17 protein-coding genes are annotated in these 18494 nt (G+C 44.2%); 8 read left to right on the top strand and 9 right to left on the bottom strand.

Annotated features, from left to right (window positions below):
* Positions 1 to 102 precede the first annotated feature (102 nt).
* The 3 genes from alaS to WCW_RS01110 are packed head-to-tail and all read left to right on the top strand — an operon-like array spanning position 103 to position 6718.
* On the top strand, positions 103 to 2715 hold the full coding sequence (gene alaS / locus WCW_RS01120) for an alanine--tRNA ligase (protein ID WP_013181337.1): 2613 nt from the start codon (positions 103 to 105) through the stop codon (positions 2713 to 2715).
* Positions 2715 to 5993, top strand: a complete 3279-nt coding sequence (gene mfd, locus WCW_RS01115) for a transcription-repair coupling factor (protein ID WP_013181336.1) — start codon at positions 2715 to 2717, stop codon at positions 5991 to 5993. Before alaS ends, mfd begins: the two co-directional genes overlap by 1 nt.
* A complete protein-coding gene (locus WCW_RS01110) occupies positions 5990 to 6718 on the top strand; it encodes a 2OG-Fe(II) oxygenase (protein WP_013181335.1) in 729 nt (242 codons plus the stop codon). The genes mfd and WCW_RS01110 overlap by 4 nt, the downstream gene beginning before the upstream one ends.
* On the opposite strand, the gene WCW_RS01105 is transcribed toward WCW_RS01110, so the two are convergent.
* Genes WCW_RS01105 through WCW_RS01095 form a run of 3 tightly spaced genes read right to left on the bottom strand, consistent with a single transcriptional unit; the run spans position 6679 to position 7995 of the window.
* Complete coding sequence (locus tag WCW_RS01105) at positions 6679 to 7512, bottom strand: AMP nucleosidase (protein WP_013181334.1); 834 nt, start codon at positions 7510 to 7512, stop codon at positions 6679 to 6681. The two genes, WCW_RS01110 and WCW_RS01105, sit on opposite strands and share 40 nt — an antisense overlap.
* Positions 7513 to 7564: 52 nt before the next feature.
* The gene (locus WCW_RS01100) at positions 7565 to 7804 is read right to left on the bottom strand and encodes a hypothetical protein (protein WP_143876333.1); all 240 of its coding nucleotides are present in this window, start codon (positions 7802 to 7804) and stop codon (positions 7565 to 7567) included.
* Positions 7801 to 7995: a hypothetical protein gene (locus WCW_RS01095; protein WP_041941449.1), complete on the bottom strand. Its 195-nt coding sequence runs from the start codon at positions 7993 to 7995 to the stop codon at positions 7801 to 7803. The genes WCW_RS01100 and WCW_RS01095 overlap by 4 nt, the downstream gene beginning before the upstream one ends.
* 121 nt (positions 7996 to 8116) lie before the next feature.
* Between WCW_RS01095 and efp the strand changes: the two genes are divergently transcribed.
* The 5 genes from efp to WCW_RS01070 all read left to right on the top strand — a co-directional run bounded on the left by efp (position 8117) and on the right by WCW_RS01070 (position 12340).
* Positions 8117 to 8686 carry an elongation factor P gene (gene efp, locus WCW_RS01090; RefSeq protein WP_013181331.1) on the top strand — a complete coding sequence of 190 codons (570 nt, stop codon included), beginning with the start codon at positions 8117 to 8119 and terminating at the stop codon, positions 8684 to 8686.
* 4 nt (positions 8687 to 8690) lie between these two features.
* Complete coding sequence (gene epmA / locus WCW_RS01085; RefSeq protein WP_013181330.1) at positions 8691 to 9635, top strand: EF-P lysine aminoacylase EpmA; 945 nt, start codon at positions 8691 to 8693, stop codon at positions 9633 to 9635.
* Positions 9636 to 9762: 127 nt separating this feature from the next.
* Positions 9763 to 10269, top strand: coding sequence for a thiol peroxidase (gene tpx / locus WCW_RS01080; RefSeq protein WP_013181328.1), 507 nt, complete (start codon positions 9763 to 9765; stop codon positions 10267 to 10269).
* Between the two features lie 137 nt (positions 10270 to 10406).
* A complete protein-coding gene (locus WCW_RS01075; protein ID WP_013181327.1) occupies positions 10407 to 11237 on the top strand; it encodes a J domain-containing protein in 831 nt (276 codons plus the stop codon).
* Positions 11238 to 11251: 14 nt separating this feature from the next.
* Positions 11252 to 12340, top strand: coding sequence for an IS630 family transposase (locus WCW_RS01070; protein ID WP_013181326.1), 1089 nt, complete (start codon positions 11252 to 11254; stop codon positions 12338 to 12340).
* Positions 12341 to 12445: 105 nt separating this feature from the next.
* Here WCW_RS01070 and WCW_RS01065 read toward each other — a convergent pair whose 3' ends face one another.
* The 6 genes from WCW_RS01065 to nqrF all read right to left on the bottom strand — a co-directional run bounded on the left by WCW_RS01065 (position 12446) and on the right by nqrF (position 18441).
* Positions 12446 to 12922, bottom strand: coding sequence for a hypothetical protein (locus WCW_RS01065; protein ID WP_013181325.1), 477 nt, complete (start codon positions 12920 to 12922; stop codon positions 12446 to 12448).
* Positions 12923 to 12986: 64 nt separating this feature from the next.
* Entirely contained in the window at positions 12987 to 13580 is a 594-nt protein-coding gene (locus tag WCW_RS01060) for an ATP-grasp domain-containing protein (RefSeq protein WP_013181324.1), read from the bottom strand.
* Positions 13577 to 14752, bottom strand: a complete 1176-nt coding sequence (locus WCW_RS01055; RefSeq protein WP_013181323.1) for an ISAs1 family transposase — start codon at positions 14750 to 14752, stop codon at positions 13577 to 13579. The genes WCW_RS01060 and WCW_RS01055 overlap by 4 nt, the downstream gene beginning before the upstream one ends.
* A 55-nt stretch (positions 14753 to 14807) precedes the next feature.
* Positions 14808 to 15272 (bottom strand): hypothetical protein, encoded by a 465-nt coding sequence (locus WCW_RS01050; protein ID WP_041941447.1) that lies wholly within the window; start codon positions 15270 to 15272, stop codon positions 14808 to 14810.
* A 276-nt stretch (positions 15273 to 15548) separates the two neighbouring features.
* On the bottom strand, positions 15549 to 17183 hold the full coding sequence (locus tag WCW_RS01045; protein WP_013181320.1) for an NAD+ synthase: 1635 nt from the start codon (positions 17181 to 17183) through the stop codon (positions 15549 to 15551).
* A gap of 7 nt (positions 17184 to 17190) precedes the next feature.
* Positions 17191 to 18441 carry an NADH:ubiquinone reductase (Na(+)-transporting) subunit F gene (nqrF, locus tag WCW_RS01040; RefSeq protein WP_049767144.1) on the bottom strand — a complete coding sequence of 417 codons (1251 nt, stop codon included), beginning with the start codon at positions 18439 to 18441 and terminating at the stop codon, positions 17191 to 17193.
* Between the last annotated feature and the right edge of the window lie 53 nt (positions 18442 to 18494).

The following is an 18494-nucleotide window of genomic DNA, read 5'->3' as shown; positions in this document are numbered from 1 at the left end:
GTATAATTCTTTTTAGTTGGATAGCTTCCCCTAAACAATTTGCAAAGAGAGCTCTAAGAGTTTATATTTATTTAAGAGTTTAAAAAAAATCTGATCAAAACGATGAATACACAAGAGATCCGCCGCAAATTTATCAACTATTTCCGGGAAAATGGACATACCCATGTCCCTTCCTCGCCCATCCTCCCCCATGACGACCCCACCCTGCTATTTATCAACGCAGGAATGAATCAATTTAAAGATATTTTCCTCGGCAAAAGCGTCCGCGACTACAAACGCGCTGTCACTTCGCAAAAGTGCATCCGTGTCGGCGGCAAGCACAATGACCTCGAAAACGTCGGACACACACTGCGCCATCTCACCTTTTTTGAAATGCTAGGCAACTTCTCTTTCGGAGACTACTTCAAAAAAGAAGCCATTAGATTCGCTTGGGAAGTTTCCACTACAGTGTTCGAACTCGATCCGGAACGGATCTGGCCAACCGTCTTCCGGGAAGACGATGAAGCCTATGAAATCTGGAAAGAGTATGTTCCAGAAGAAAAGATTACCCGCTTTGATGAAAAACAAAACTTCTGGTCCATGGGAGACACAGGTCCTTGCGGCCCTTGCTCAGAGCTTCTCTACGATCGGGGTCCAAAATACGGGAATGCGAAAACTCCCCTTGAAGACGAAAAAGAAGAGCGCTACATGGAGTTCTGGAATCTGGTCTTTATGCAATACAACAGGGATGAAGAAGGGGTGATGCACCCGCTTCCAAAACCCTCCATTGATACAGGATCCGGACTGGAACGGGTCGTTAGCATCAAGATGGATGTAGAAAGCGTCTACGATACTGATGTACTGCGTGCTTTGATCACCAGAGTGGAAGAGATCAGCGGGATCGGCTACGACGGTGCAGACAAGGAAAAAGCGCCGGCCTTCCGAGTGATTGCCGACCATATCCGCTGCCTGGCCTTTGCGATTGCCGACGGTGTGCAGCCTAGCAACGTCGACAGAGGATACGTCTTACGCAAGGTTTTAAGGCGCGCGGTGCGGTATGGCAGGATGCTGGGGCTGGACCGCCCCTTCTTAGCCGATCTGGTTCCCCTATTGATCGAGCTGATGGGATCTGATTACCCTGAACTCAAGCAGAGCGAAAACCGCATTGGCGAAATTCTCACTACCGAAGAGGAAAATTTTATCCGCACTTTGCGCCGCGGAGGAAACATCCTCAATCAAATCATCGACGAAGCGAAGAAAGAGCATCGGCAGATCACCGGAGAAGAGGCGTTCAAGCTCAAAGACACCTATGGATTTCCTCTCGAAGAAATTTTGCTGATCGCCTTGGATGACGAGTTGGAAGTCGACACAAAACGGTTTATCGAGCTAGAGGAAGAGGCGAAAGAGCGTTCGCGCAAGACTCGCAAATCCACTCAACAGCTCGCCTCTGAAAATCTATTTGAGGGATTTGCCTCTTGCGAATTTCTAGGCTATGAAGAAACCGAAGCAGAGGGCAAAGTGGCTGCCATTATTGTTGACAATGCATTTGTCGATCAACTTGAAGCAGGGCAAGAGGGGATGATCGTCCTTGACCGCACCCCATTCTACGCAGAAAAAGGGGGGCAGGTCGGCGACAAGGGCTTATTGACCGGGGAAAATTCCCTGTTCCATGTCAGTGACTGCCAGTCGCCATACAAAGGGATCATTGCCCATCTAGGAAAATTGGAGAGAGGAGCAATCCGCTTGAAAGATCCCTTAATGGCACGCGTCGACCTCGAAAGGAGGCAGAGCATTGCTAATCATCACACAGCAACACATCTTCTGCATTGGGCGCTTTGCAAAGTACTTGGAGACCATGTAAAGCAAGCAGGTTCCGTCGTTGCTCCCGACCGTTTAAGATTTGATTTTTCCCATCACAAAGGACTGACGCAAAAAGAGATAAGAGATATCGAAGATCTTGTCAATGCAAAAATCAGAGAAAACATCGCAGTTAAATCGTATGAGCTTTCCTATGAAGAAGCGATTCAGCGTGAAGAGATCAAGCAATTTTTTGGTGACAAGTATGACAACATCGTCCGCGTAATCGATATTGATTACTCCAAAGAGCTATGCGGCGGCACCCACGTGAAGCAGCTGGGAAGCATCGGCCTGTTCCGGATTGCGAAAGAGGGCAGCATCGCTGCCGGCGTCAGAAGGATCGAGGCAGTAACCGGAAGTTGGGCAGAGCAGCGCTCTCGTGAAGAAGAAAATCTTTTACTCAGCATTGCTGACTCTCTTAAAACACAACCTCAAAAGCTTATCCAGCGCATCAACTCACTTTTGGAAGAAAATAAAGAACTTGCTCAAGAGCTGAAAACCTTGAAATCTGCACATTTAAAAAATATCGTCGCCGATCTCATCAACAAAGCAGAAGAGGTGCAAGGGATTAGATTTATTGCGCAGGAAGTCGCGCTCTCATCCGACGAAATGAGACAACTAGCAGACGATGCCGTTAATGCGTTGGAATCGGGTGTGGTTGTGCTGGCTGCTAGCCTGGACGGACGCTGTCAATTGATGGCGCGCGTCAGCGACGATATGATCGATAAAGGGATAAAAGCCAGCGACCTCATCAAAACGCTCGCGCCGATCATTGGAGGCGGCGGCGGAGGGAAAGCACATTTTGCACAAGCAGGCGGAAAAACCCCGGAAAAGATCAGTCAAGCCCTTTCAACTGTAAGAACGCTGCTCTCTTCCTGATGTTGAACAACTTACTTAAAAGCCCGAAGCTGCTTGAGTTGCACCACGAATTGCAGCACAGCGGCTCCGTTCTGATTGAAGAGCTCTGGAATGCGCCAAAAGCGCTGGTGGCGGCTCTCGCGCAAAAAGCCACAGGAAAACATCTTCTCATCCTAACAGGAACATCACAAGAAGAAGCTAAGCTATTTCACGACTTTCCGATGTTCACCAATCGATCCGTCGTCGAGTATCCGGCATGGGAGACGCTGCCCAATGAAAAGGTCCCTCCTAGTCCCGATATCGTTGGAGAGCGCTATGAAGTGCTTAAGAACCTGCTCCACTCCCCTGAGCCCCAAATCATTCTTTCAAACCTGCATGCCTGTTTGCAAAAGTTGATTCCACCCGACACATTCAATCAATTATACGTCAATGCGGCAACAGGGCAAAGGCTCCCTTTCGAACCCTTTATCAAGCACCTTGAAAACATGGGGTATCTCCGTTGTCCTGTCGCTGCCGATAAAGGAGAATTTGCTGTGCGCGGCGGCATTATCGACCTGTTCTGCGTCTCTTCTCCGGAGCCGATCAGGATTGAATTTTGGGGGGATGAAGTGGAATCGATCCGCTTATTTGACCCGATCGGACAAAAATCGATTCAGAAAATCGAAAAAGCCTCCATCACACCCGCCCGGGAAATTGAGCTCATTGAACATGCTGAAAACCTAAGCACAATTTTGGACTATTTGGGAGAAAACACCCTTGTCATCTTGGACGACCTGCTGACTCTGGAAGATCGTTGGGCAGAACTGAAAACAATCCTGGGCAAGCCAACCAGACACTTTTCTGCCCTTGAAACATTCTTAGACAACATCGAACCCCTGCAAAAGCTCTTCTGGACACAGCAGCCGATTGAAGAGCTATCCCCAATTACCTCAGGAAAGGGATATTATTCCGATACAGCCCCCATGCTTCCCGTTACATTTGAGATCTTCAACCATGCATATCAAGCAAAAAGATGGCGGAATCCATTCTTCTCGGTAATGTCTTATTTGTTTCCAGATATGGACAAACCCGACACTCTCTCTTCAGACGAGATCTTATCTGCACTGGGAACTCTGAAAGAGGAGTCTCTCTACCTCTTTTTCTCTACGGAAACGGAAAAGGCAAAAATACAGAAAACACTCATCGATCTCGATATCAATCTACCTCAGGGCGACCATCAACAAATTGGCTACCTATCCAGCGGTTTTTTTCTTCAAGATACGAAAGATTTAATCTTCCCAACAACAGAGCTCACTCACCGCTACCGCATCAGGCGGCAAAAACTTCGCAGCACCTACCACACAACTCCAACCGATGTACACGATTTGACACCGGGAGAGGTGGTCGTCCACCTCAACAACGGTCTTGGCAAGTTTATCGGACTTGAAAAACGGCCGAACCATTTAGGGATCGACAGCGAGTTCTTTTTGATCGAATATGCCGATGACGCCAAACTCTACGTACCGGTCAACCAGGCTCACTTAATCAGCAAGTACATCGGGGCTCATGAAGAAATTCCCAAACTGCACACACTTGGCAGCTCGCGCTGGAAAAAGACACGGGAAACAACTGAGCGAGCCATTTTAGGCTATGCATCCGATCTGCTAAAAACTTATGCTAACAGGGAACTGAAAGGAGGCTTTGCTTTTCCCGAAGACTCTCCAGATATCCAGGCATTCGAAGAGGAATTTCCCTTTAGTGAAACAGAAGACCAGCTCAATGCTGTCGCCTGTATCAAAAAGGACATGACTTCTCCAAGCGCTATGGATCGGCTCGTGTGCGGCGACGTGGGGTATGGCAAGACAGAAGTGGCCATGCGCGCAGCTTTCAAAGCGGTTATGGACGGCGGCAAGCAAGTTGCAATGCTGGTTCCAACGACCGTCTTAGCGATGCAGCACTACGAAAATTTTATCGAACGGATGCGCAATTTCCCCATCAATATCTCGGTCCTCTCACGTTTCCGATCGACAAAACAGACGAGGCAGACTCTCGAAGGAGTTGCTAACGGAACCGTTGATATCGTGATCGGCACCCACCGCCTTATCAGCGAAGATGTCTCCTTTCACAACCTGGGATTGATCATTATCGATGAAGAGCAAAGGTTTGGAGTCAGAGCAAAAGAACATCTGAAGAAGGCAAAAACAGGTGTCGACTGCCTGACACTTTCCGCAACGCCAATCCCCCGCACGCTTTACATGTCTCTGATCGGAGCACGCGACATGTCGGTGATCAACACTCCTCCGCAGGATCGGCAGCCCATTAAAACTGTCATCTCCGAACCAAGCGATGAGCTCCTTAAAAACGCTCTGCTCAGAGAGTTTGCACGCGATGGACAAGCCTATCTCATCCATAACAGGGTTGAAACGCTTCCAAATATGTATCGGAGAGTAAAAAAACTTCTTCCGCAAGCGCGCATCGATATTGTGCACGGGCAGATGAAACCCGCTGAAATCGATACGGTTTTCCACCACTTTAAGAATGGCGAAATCGATATTCTAATCGCAACAACGATTGTAGAAAGCGGCATCGACATTCCCAATGCAAACACCATTTTGATCGACAGGGCAGATCGATTCGGACTGGCAGATCTTTATCAGCTGAGAGGAAGGGTAGGAAGGTGGAACCGAAGGGCTTTTGCGTACTTTCTCATCCCTAAATTCCACTCGCTGCCTGAAATTTCGAGAAAAAGACTGGGAGCTTTAGCTGAATCTTCCGGTTATGGAGGAGGGATGAAGCTTGCAATGCGCGACCTTGAAATCCGCGGTGCAGGCGATATCCTCGGCACCGAGCAGTCGGGCCACGTCTCTGCTGTCGGGTTCCATCTCTATTGCAAACTTCTTAAAAGAACGATCAAAGCTTTGGAGGGCAAAGCGCCCAGCATTTTCATCGATACGAAAATCGAATTTCCTTTCGATGCCCGCCTGCCGGAAACGTATATCAACGAAACAACGCTCAGAATGGAATTTTACCAACGGTTGGGCGATGCCGCTAACGAGGGGGAGGTTGATGACATCTGGAGCGAGCTTCAAGACCGGTTCGGAAAATCTCCGGAACCAGTAGAGTGGCTCTACCGCATCAGCAGGATCAAAGCTTGGTGTTCCCGCCATCGGGTAGCGAGGCTCAAACTGGAAAAACTTTCCCTCTATTCCGAAACGCAAAAAGGAAAAAAGATTGTGGCCAAAAAGCAGTTGATCGGAAAAATTTCTTCTCCAAAAGAGCTTGAGGAAAAAGTGATCAATGCCTTAGAAAGGCAGACATGAGGTTCTTAAATAAAAAAACAATCGCCGCCTTTTCCCACGAGGATTTCCGCCGCCAATGGCCCTTCCCTTATGCCGGAATTAAAGGAATATTGACAGAAGAGGGATTTGCAGCGTTAATACAGGAGTTTCCTTCTTTAGACCTGTTTGCCTACCACCAAGATGTCAAAAAAGCGTATGGACAACGTCCGCATAATCGCTATTATCTTGCTTATGAAGAGACCCATTTTAAACGAGGCGACAGTTACGATCGGGAAGCAACAGACAAAGACCTGCCGGAAAGCTGGGTTTCCTTCATCCACGAACTGCAAAAAGACGCCGACTACCAACAATTGATCAAACGCGCTCTTGGCGTTGATGAGTGGGAGGTGCGTTTTGCCTGGCATGTGGGGCAGAAAGGAAGCGAAGTTTCCCCTCACCTCGACAATGCCGATAAACTGGGCACCCACATCTTTTATTTCAACACCGAGGAAGATTGGAAAGAGGAGTGGGGCGGGCAGATTGTCGCTCTCGGAGGGATGATGACCGCTTCAGGCAATCCCGAATATGAGGATTTTGCAGATCAAAAAGAGATTCCGATCATCAATAATCGCAGTTTTTTGTTTAAAAACACATTAGAAGCTTGGCACGGCGTGCGCCCTTTACGCTGTCCCGAAGGGAAATACCGCCGCCTGTTCAATGTGATCTATCAATCAGCATCCTCAAACCGTTTGCGCGCGCCCCTGTAAACCCCTTTTGACTCAAATTTAATACTCTCGCGCAGAGATTGTAAGATCCTGACCCCTTTTTCTACATGGTCCGCCGTATAGTCTAAGTACACCTTTTCCGCATGCCGTTTAGTTTTTACGCCATCCGGTTCAAGAGGAAGATCTGAAATCAGAAGCAGCGCTCCAAGAGGCAGCTTATTATAATAGCTGGCCATAAAAAGGGTCGCGCACTCCATTTCAATCGCCTGAGGACGGGTCTCGATCAGGCGCTGGCGGAATTTCTCATTGAATTCCCAAAACCTTTTATTGGTCGAATGCGTGATCCCGATGTGGTAGGAAGCGTTTTCAGCCGTTAACTGATCGGTTGCAACTTTTTGCACCATGAAATTTGCCATGGCAGGCACTTCTGAAGGAAAATAAAAATCAGAGGTCCCTTCCCCACGAATTGCAGCAACCGGAACAAAATAATCCCCCACCTTATACTGCCTGCGCAAACCACCGCACATTCCTAAGAGAAGAGCTGCTTTAATCGGCAAATGGGCACAGATATCGATCACCAGCGCCGCTGCTGGAGAACCGATTTTGAAATCAAGAATGGAAATGCCCTCTTTTTCCGAGTGAGCCGATTTAAACATCGATCCCTCATGAACGGGAATTTGCCGGCTTTTAGCAAACTCGTCTACATAGCGGGGAAAATTCGTGAGAAGCAAAAAAGACTGATAAGATGAGACAATGGAGCCGGAATATCTCTCCAGACAGTCGATCGCAATCTTTTCTTCGCGCGGGTCGAAGACATGTTCTCCAATCTGAGCCATCAATGCACCTATCCGCCTATTGCTATTTTTATACCGAAACCGAACAGGTACATTAACTTCCCCATTCTGTTTCTATTGGCTGCGGCTCTCCGATTAAAGGCCCAAAAGACACTTTTTTCTCTTTGGCAACCAAAAAATGTTTCGAACAACGAGGACACACCTCTTTTTTTTGCAGTTTTCCAAAGACCTCTTCAAAAGGCTGGCGGCTTTCAAAGATATAGCTGCATTCAGGACAGCAATGGTAGTCGAGAATCATATCCCAAGTGTGGGTTCCTTTCTGCCCCATTGTCATTTCCTGCCTTGAAAGAGTTTTTCAAGAAGATGGTGAAAGAACCCTTTCTTTCTCGGGCGTGGATGATGATGAGTGCTTCCCCAGCCATTGATCTCATGCATTTCGCATCCGACAATCCCTTTTCCAGCTGTAACCCTCTCTTTTTTAAGAGGTTGATCTTTAGGATAATCTTTATATGACTTTGGCCACATCTTAAGCATGTCCTCGACGATTGGCTACACGTTTTAGATTCTTGCAAATTTTTTAAATCCTTGCAAGTTAACAGATCGATATGATAAATTTTTGCTCCAGTAATCGAAAGGAAACATTCTCATGCCTCAAGTGAGCACAAGTGAATTCAAATCAGGAATGAAGATCGAAGTCGAAGGCCAGCCCTACGTCATCGTCAACAACGAGTTTGTCAAACCGGGAAAGGGGCAAGCGTTCAACCGAGTCAAGCTCAAGCATCTCTTAACGGCCAGAACGATTGAACGCACGTTCAAATCGGGAGACAAAGTCGATCTTGCCGATGTCTTGGAAACAGAAATGCGGATGCTTTACCGCGATGCTGACGGGATTGTTTTCATGGATGACAAAACATTCGAGCAGATCACGATTCCTTTAGACCGAATCGGAGATTCCGACCCGTGGATGATGGAAGATATCCTCTATGAGGTTTTGATTTACAATGGCGAGCCTGTTTCTGTCGAACCGCCGACGTTTATGGAGCTGAAAATCACTCAAACAGACCCCGGCGAGCGGGGCGATACAGCTTCAGGAAAAGTTCTCAAACCTGCTGAAACAGAGAGCGGCGCAAAGGTTCAGATTCCGATTTTTATTGAGGAAGGGGAAGTGGTCAAGATCGATACAAGAACCGGTGAATACGTTTCCAGGGTGAATTAAAAAAATGGAACTGGAAAAGATCCATATCCTTAAGGACAGATCAGAAATGCTGGCCAAAGCCAGGGAATTTTTTTTAAGAAGAAATGTTCTGGAGGTGGATTGTCCAGCAATGAGCAAATCGGCATCTATTGATGTGCACATTGATCTGTACCGTTGCTACGGAGCTTCGCAAAAAACATTCTACCTTCATTCCTCCCCTGAATATGGAATGAAAAAGCTGCTTGCTGAAGGAATCGGCGACATTTATCAACTGGGCCATGTGTTTCGAGACAATGAGTACAGCATGCGCCACAATCCTGAATTCACCATGGCTGAATGGTATCGGGTCAAGGTGCCCTTTTCCGCAATCATTGAGGAAACGGTTGAATTTATCCAAGAGTTCATAGGCAAACTTCCTGTGACAAAAATTTCTTATCGCGAAGCGTTTAAAAAATACGCAGGGCTTGATTATCTCAAGTCTTCTGAAGACGACCTTCTTCAGTATCTTGAGACGCGCGGAATTGATCCCTACCAGAATATCGAGGAAGAGGGAAAAGACGCTCTTCTTAACATCATTTTAGGGGTTGTGATCGAACCTCAGCTTGGCAAGAACGATATTTGTGTCCTCCAATATTTCCCTGCGACACAAGCGGCTTTGGCAAAGACAAAAAAGCGAGGCGAAGAGGAAGTCTCCGAGCGTTTCGAGGTTTTCCACAAAGGGATGGAGCTTGCAAATGGTTATCATGAACTCACCGACTCCGAAGAGCAGTATGAGCGTTTGCTTATCACAAACAGCACGCGGGAGCGGTTGAGTAAAGACACATTGCCGATCGATGATTCTTTTATCAAAGCGTTGGAAAGAGGGCTTCCCGATTGTTGCGGAGTTTCCGTAGGTTTTGACCGCTTAATGATGCTTCGCCATCAAATGGACGACATTGCAGACGTTATTCCCTTACCCGAACGTTCTTAAATCTGCGATTGTGTCCGGTGTCTGCGGCTAATCATCTAGAGCTGATTGCCAAAATCTATTTTTTTGACAAAAAACTCCATTTTTTGTATCAGGAGGGATCAACTAAACGCTCTAACAAGGTGGCATTATGATACGAGATGTTCATCACGTGAATCTGAAAGCTCATCCGGTTCGTCTCGAGGGAATGCTTCCTCAGATAGGAAAAAAAATTCCTTCTGCGATTCTAACTAAAAACGACTTGCATGAAGTCTCTCTTGAACAGTTTTCGGGAAAAACTCTCATTCTCTCAACAGCTCCAAGCTTTGATACCCCAACATGTGCGATAACAGCAAAGCAGCTCTATGAAAAACTTAAGAGTCAAAAAGATCTGCACCTCTTACATATTTCTTGCGATCTGCCTTTTGCCCAACAAAGATTTTGTGATGAAGCGAAATTTCATACAAGCGAGTTCCTATCGGCTTTTAGAAGCTCATTTGGAAAGGATTGGGGAATCGGGATTTCAGAGGGAGTCTTAAAGGGACTTTTAGCAAGGGCACTTTTTGTTGTCGATCCTCAAGGCATTCTTCGTTACACACAAATCGTTCCAGAGATTACGCAAGAACCCAATTACGAAGAGCTATTGAATACGCTCTAACCAAGATATTTTCTGTTCACAAGTGTTCGGCTAGAAACTTGAATTCACCCGTTTAAATTCATCTCCGCTAAATTTAAAAAATCTTAACAAAAAACAGTTACGATAATTTTCCATAGAAAACATTAGGTATTAATAACATGAATATTGAATTCAAAAAAAATGCTTATCTTGAATCGATTAAAAAAGAAGATTATTTAAATAGCGAAGAAAAAATTTTTGATTATGCTAAAAATAATCTACAATTCAACTATGGAAATGTAGGCTTTCGAGAATTTAACGATACATATGCATCTGTTGAAGGCTGGCTTGGAAGAAAGGTAATAGCGTTACCCGTTTTTTTCTGTCTAGGAGTTGTCAAAACGATCAATCATTTCGCAACAATAATTCTTCAAGGAATCGTATACGGGACTCTAGCTGGGGCAATACGCGTTGGGGCCATAAAAATCGAACTTAACAACCAAAAAGTGGCCCCTTCATTGCTCACTTCCCTATTTCTTTCTGTTGTTTTTGAACGTTTCAAAAAGGAATCATTCTATCTGGTTAGAGATCTACAAGAAGCTTTCGGTTGGTTAGCAACGATATTCAGTGACAGATATGGCCAATATCATGTTCAAGAAAGTCAGTTTCACAAGTCTTGCTATGGCTGTGAATCAGCTGATGATTCTTCTGAAAATTACTCAGTTTTAGGATTAAAAGCTCAAGATTTAAAAGGATTGGATTCTGAAACTTTAGAGAAAAAGGTCAATCACGAATATCGCCGGCACAGCCTTAAACACCACCCCGATAAAATATATCGGAAATCGGATGAAAGCAAAGCTGATTTCGAAAAAAGAAAACAAGAACAGGTAGAGCGGTTTATAAAATTGCAAGATGCACGCGACGGAATACTAAATCAGAAAGAAACTTCCAAAGATGTAAACTATAATATCAGTTTCTTCGGTCGCAGTGTAATGTCTTCGGCTACCTGATATACCGTTCATGAATGAAAATTTTACTTGTTGCTAAATCGACTTCCCAGCATGCTGTTAGCATGCAATTTCTCACAAAACAAGAAAGAGAACAACTTCAGGCACAACATCGATTCGAAAGAGATCAACGTATTTGCGATCGTATTAAGGCAATACTGCTTTACGATAAAGGGTGGACCTTTCCGGAGATTGCCGAAGCTCTGCTACTCTCTGAGGGTGCTATTCGTAATCATATCAAAGAATATCAGAGCCATAAAAAATTACGGCCTGAAGGTGGCGGCAGCATGGAAAAGCTTTCTGATTCAGAATCCAGTGAACTCGAGAAGCACTTGCTTGAATACACCTATCTCCACGTTACCAGCATTGTTGCATATGTGAACGTGAGATTTGGCCATCATTATTCGATACCAGGAATGACATCTTGGCTTAAAAGACATGGATTTTCTTACAAAAAACCCAAGCTTGTGCCAGGAAAAGCCGACAAAGATGAACAGCAGAAATGGATCGACGCATATGCAAAATTCAAGGCAAATCTTCCTGGTGATGAAACGATTTGCTTCACGGACGGTGTTCACCCTACTCACAACGTTCAACTTGGATATGGATGGATTAAAAAAGGTGTAGACAAACTGATACCTGCAAATACAGGTAGATCCAGACTTAATTTGACCGGTTCCATTGATATCCTATCTTACAAAGTATTTCTTCAAGAGGACAAAACGTTAAATGCTGATGCGACTATCCGCTTTTTTCAGTCTCTTGAACAACATTATTCAGGGAAAACCCGGATACACGTTTTCTGTGATAATGCCCCATATTATCGGAACCGGGAGGTTACAAAATATCTAAAAAATTCTAAAATTCAACTCCACTTTCTCCCTCCCTATAGCCCAAACTTGAACCCAATCGAACGACTGTGGAAGTGGATGAAAGAAACAGTGGTTTATAATACGTACTACTCGGATTTCTATGAGTTCCGTCAAGCAATTTTTGGGTTTTTCCGTACTTTATCGGGTCTAGATCCTGGGAGCACTTTAGGGAGTTGTTTTAGATCTCGAGTTGGAGATAGATTCCGAGCAATGGGGGCTCCCGCCACCCCCTAAGATGCAGTTTTAGGGGATGTCAAATTTATTTTCGAATAATAAACGGTATATTTAAAATGGAACGTGTGACGGGATCATTGGTGTGGCTATAAAGTAAAATGATTCTCATCTAAACTGAACTGTTCCTCCTATTACTTCTCCCAAAATTTTTACACCCTTAGTAACATAGATCAAACCTTCTTGAGATTCAAATTTAATGTCTCCATGGATTGTTGTGTTTCCTAAAAGTTCAAGTATTTGTTGAGTTTTGTTGTTGTTTATTTTTCTGACTTCCAGAAGATGCGCTTCACAATCTTTTAAAGTCGTTTTTTCAGATGCAACGGAAAAAAAACCTTCAAAAGAGGTACTTTTTGCATAAATAGCCCCATTAATAATGGTCTCGTTGTTGATTAGAGAATTTTCAACTTTAGCGGCACCATTTACATGCAGACTTCCTAAATTTGATTCTTTGGCTAATAAAGATCCGTTGACAAGAACAGAATTTGAAACAGTTGTACGATTGATGAAAACACTGCCATCCACAGAAATACTGTCTAACTCTTCATTTTCAAATACTTGGCTATATTGATATGGCGTTTGCATGAAATGATTTCCTTGTAAATTTAGTTGAAAAATGTTTAAAAATAATGCAGTAAAAAAAAGAAATTTATACATGATAGCCTTTTTCTTCTTGTGCTAGTGTTTGAATAAAAAAGTGATTGAATTGATCTCTGCTTGGGTGATAAAATGTGCTCCAATCAGGCCCTGGGTTGCTTTCTAAGCAAACATACCGATCCCCTGTTTTTATCAGATCTACTCCAATAAACCGATTATCCTCAATTTTAGAAAGGTCTTTGCAAAAATCATCTAATTCGCTAGGAATCGTTTCCAATCTATATTCAAGAGAATGCTTTGATGAATAACGGTAGTCTGCACGGTCTTTAGAAATAACAGAAAGTGTCCATGTATAATCATCCATGAAGTGAATACGATAGTCGGTTCCATCAATGTATTCCTGGAACATTACAGGGACATTTTTTAAATCTTGCATCTCCCATGAGTTATAATCCTGCTCCGTTGCTGCAATCGAGCGCATACTTGAGCAGGATTTTACGATATATTGTTTGTCTAACCGACTTTTAATTTCTCTAATATTACCTTTAACTAAATACGTTTTTGCAATACCAACTTTATCCGTATTTATTTTTTTAACTGCCTGCAAAACGGAATGAATAATTTGATAAGGCCAGGGCGATTTCATGAAAAAGATTTGACACCCAGCACTTTTAGCAAGTACTCATCATCCCAACCTGCCATCTGACGTTTAATCTCAATCCCACATTTAGCAGTCTTTTCCTGCTTAAGAAGATTCAGCGATAATCTCCTTATCATCGACATGTTTTCAGCTATATTTCCTGCATTTGCGTTCTGTTCATCCTCCCTAAAAGCTACGTCTAAAATCCAGTGGACACAATTCTCTATGCCCCAGTGCCCTCGTATTATATTGGCGACCCTTAATGCATCTGCCGACAAACTTGATATGTAATATCTCCTTTCAGTCGAAGTCGATCGCCCAGGTATTATGCGTTCACTCTTCACCATGATCAAGGATTTTAGGTTTTTCCACTCTTCTTTTTGCTGCAACCAGTCAATGTCTTCTGTAATGTATATCTCACGCATTTCTATCCGCCCGTGTGCACAGTGTTTTGACCCTACAGCGTTACATAAAACACCTTCAAAATCAATTTGCTCCGCTTGGACGAAGTAGTTTTCCACCTCATCTGAAAGATGGCCTTGATTGCCCTTTAGAGCCAAAACATAATCTCCACTTTTGTCTACAATTTTTTCCGCGATTGCTGTTTGGCAGCCCATCGCATCAATCGTAATCGTGGCTCCCGCAACATCGATCATATCCAACAACTTCGGGATGGCCGTTATTTCATTGGATTTTCCATCTACTTTTAGCTGCCCCAAGGTTAGGTTGTGTGTCGCAGCCCAGGCGCTTACAATGTGAACAAATGAATGAGGTTCGCCTTTTTTCGCAGTTCCCCTCTGGGCTTTACCATCAATGCTTACATTGTGGCCATCAGGCGTGTTTGCGCCGATTTTCGATCGTACCCATTGCACGAAGCATTGTTCCAAGGCAACAGGGGATAATAGGACAAAGATAGTCCAAAAGGTAGTGTAGGATGGGACGTCATCCTCAAGTGCAAGGGTGCTCGTTAGCCAGCGGCGCTTGCGCTGCGCATACATCGCCACAGCCTTGAGATCATTGGCTCCACTTATCACTGCGCAAATCGTGATAAACAGAATGTCTATTAATCGATACCTTATGCTACCTTGTCGTCTGTAATCGTCGAGGCAGCCAAAGTGTTCTTCAAGTGATTTTCTAAAAGCGTTGCTGGTGTCTTGATCAAGATCTTCTTCAGTCATATCCATCTCCTTGGTGGGGTTGACTAAAGAGTCTAATACTAAAGAATTTAGTGTATCAAGTATTTTTCATGAAATTGCCCTGTTGATAAGGCTTTGATGTATTATGGAAATGATCTCTTTTTTGACCAATACTGTTTCCTTTCCAAATATCCATTACCTCAAATAAAGAGATATGTTTTGAATAGAAGGGGTGGTCCTGTGCAACACCAGGATGTCGGTGATAAATAGATAAAGGAGTAATTTTTCCGGAAGGGGTCAATAACGTGAGCCTTTCATTTGAATATGAAAAGTCCCAAGTATATCCTAATTCGTCCAAATAGAAATGAATGGCAGTTTTATTGGACTTGAGAGATTCCCAAACTTTTTTTGCTACAAGATCCCCCTGACTAGATAAAATCACATATTTTTCGGGTCTATTTTCGCTATTTCTTGGAAACTCAAAAACAGACCTATTTAATGATTTCAAAGACGATCCAGGAACAGAAGGACGGAATTCCTTCGGAATAAAAGTTTTTTTCATGAGGTTAAAATTCAAATATTTCTTTTTTATCCAAATTGGAAAGTTCTAACTCTACTTCGGGTAAAAATCCTGTATCCTCAGAATTGTCTTTTCCTCCTTCTTTTCCGTCGCTTGAAAAGCCCATTTATTTCTCCATTTTGAAAATTTTATGAAATTTGAAGCGAATATATATAAAAAAAGAAAAAGCATAAATAGTAAAAATTATTTTTAGAAATCAACCTGAAAGGATTGAGCGACGCAAGCAAGTCTCAAAGACAGAGGTTGACGACAAAGATATTACACCCACTTCTGCACGATAGGAAAGCGGCGGCCGATGGTAAAAGCTCGCGAAGACACACGCAAGCCGGGCGCCATTTGCCGTCTCTTATACTCGTTGCAATGGACTCTTCCGATTAAATCCTTCACAAGATCAATGGGATAATCAAATTTGTCAGCAATTGCCTGCGGACACATATGCTCTTCTACATAAGCTTTTACAACAGTATCGATCACCTCGTAATCAGGCAGCGAGTCTGAATCCAACTGCCCCTCTCTAAGCTCCGCCGAAGGAGCCCTGTCAATGATGGTTTGCGGAATCACTTCCTCTTCTGCATTGTAAGACTCGGCGAGGGCATACACATCCATTTTGGCCACATCGCTAATGACTGCCATCCCACCAACTGTATCACCATAGAGAGTCGCATACCCCATCGCCAGCTCGCTCTTATTTCCTGTACTCAAAACAATGTAGCCATGCTTATTCGACAACGCCATCAGAATCATCCCGCGAACCCTGGCCTGCAAATTCTCTTCTGTTACGTCCGGCTGCTTTCCTTCAAAATGGGGCTGAAGCAGATCCAGATAACACTGAAAAGGTTCTTCAATCGAAATCTCGCGATGATCAATGCCAAGATTTTTTACAAGCTGCCTGGCATCTTCAATGCTTCTCTTCGAAGTAAACCTGGAAGGCATTAAGACACCCAAAACATTCTCTTTTCCCAATGCCTCAACAGCAAGCGCAGCGACAACGGCAGAATCGATGCCTCCAGAAATTCCCAAACACGCTTTTGAAAATCCTTGCTTTCGGAAATAATCTCTAAGGCCCAAAACTAACGCCTTACGCAACTCCTCGGTGTGATCGACATCGTGGGAAATCTCTTCGGAAGGATAGGAAAGATCCACAAGGAGAAAGTCTTCTTCAAACCCTTTTGCTAAATCAATCAACTCCGCATCTCCGTTCACGGCAACACTACGTCCATCGAAGATTAGACTGTCGTTTCCCCCCACCTGATTACATAAAAGTACAGGACACTTCAACGTTTTTGCAATCGCTTGGCATGTTTCAATTCTTTCCAAAGATCTCCCTCGTCTGAATGGAGAGGCTGATAAATTGATCAAAAGGTCTGGAGATTGTGCCGCTAAGTCTTCCACAGGATCGCGATGGTAGGAGGTTTCTCTTGCTGCAGGAGTATGCTGCCAAATGTCTTCGCAAATTGTCACTCCTATCTTCTTTCCACACAACTGCCAGACAAATGTCTTAGCGGCAGGCTCAAAATAACGCAGCTCATCAAACACGTCATAAGTGGGTAGAAGTGATTTGTCCTGAAGGCCGATCAACGTCTGATCATGGATGATCGCTGCACTGTTGCAAAGCTTCAAATGCCTTCCCTGCGGATTCATCTTAGGGGTGCCGACAATGACAGCAATCCCCTTTGAAGCCTCGACAATCTTTTCTAAATACCTGTCAATGGCTTCCGTAAAATCAGACAATAACAAAAAGTCGTCTGGAGGATAACCAGATAATGCCAACTCAGGAAAAAGGACAAGATGAGCTTTTAGCGATTTCGCTTTAGCAATCCCATCCAAGATTAATTGACAGTTTCCCTCCAGATCGCCGACAGTCGGATTAATTTGCGCAATGAGTACGCGCATCAGCTATCTAACTCCCGAAGTCATCTAAGATAATGCTTTCTCTGGGAACGCCATAATCATCCAACAATCTCATAACAGAAGAGTTGTGCAATGGCGGCCCGCAAACATAATATAAGCACTCTTCAGGATAATCCATTTTCTTGAGCTGACCCTCTTCGAAAGCCTTGAACAAAAACGCAGTCTTAATGGGATCGTCTTTTGGCCAGCCAGATTTGATATCGTCCGGCTGCGGATCTGAAAGCACCAAATGATAGGTAAAATTCTCATGATCCTTATCAAGCTGCCGGTATTCGTCTTCGTAAATATTCTCTTTCAGAGAGCGGGCGCCATACCAAAGCGTCACTTTGCGCTTGGTATTTTCTGTCTTGAACAGATGCATGATATGGCTGCGGCCAAACGATGAACCGGCACCGCCAATGAGAAAAACAAGCTCGCGATTATCATCAATCATGTAGGACTCGCCAAAAGGACCCGATAAACGGACGGTGTCGCCCGGCTTAAGGCCAAAAGTATAAGAAGAACAAATTCCCCAAGGAATCGTTTTCGACAGCTCCTTGCCTTCGAAAGGAGGTGTGGCGATTCTGATGTTGAACATCACCTTCTTCCCTTCAGCAGGATAAGAGGCCATGGAATAAGCTCTAATGACTTCACCCTCTCCAAGAGTACTGAAATCGATCTCCGTATCGAACATCTTAAATTTTTCCCAATCTTCAAAGTACTTTTTCTCCATGGTCTCTTTCCAGTCGGAGGTGTTGGTTTTGAAAGGCGGGACGTGAAATTGAAAATACTCCCCTGAGCGATAAGGAATCTCTTCCGGAACCTCAACAACTAACTCTTTGATAAACGTCGCTACATTTTCGTTGCTGACCACCTTTGCATCAATCTCTTTGACATCTAAACAAGACTCTTCAACATGGACGCTAATATCGTGCTTTAACTTAGATTGGCAAGAGAGGCGCCATCCCTCTTTAAGCTCCTTTCTAGAAAATGTAGATTTATCTGTTTCAAGAGGAGGATCGACTCCTTCTACAATCTGAACACGGCATTGCTTGCAAGTAGCCTTTCCTCCACAAGGAGAGGGAATAGTGATTCCTTGAGACATCAAAGACTGCAGCAACGTTCCTCCTCCAGGCACGCTTTTTGTCAAACCATCATCGTTGTTAATGTAAATTTTACACAAATCCGTGCTGACGAATTTTGCCTTTGTAAACAAAATCATCCCTGCAAGCGCCACACCGATCGCCACAAACGCGATCATCGCATACAAACATAGCAGAAGATCTATTCCAAATAACGTCACGACTTGCACCT

Source organism: Waddlia chondrophila WSU 86-1044 (genome assembly GCF_000092785.1).
GTDB classification, from domain to species: domain Bacteria; phylum Chlamydiota; class Chlamydiia; order Chlamydiales; family Waddliaceae; genus Waddlia; species Waddlia chondrophila.
Note: the sequence above shows the minus strand (reverse complement) of the source record. Positions and strands in the feature narration are given on the sequence as shown.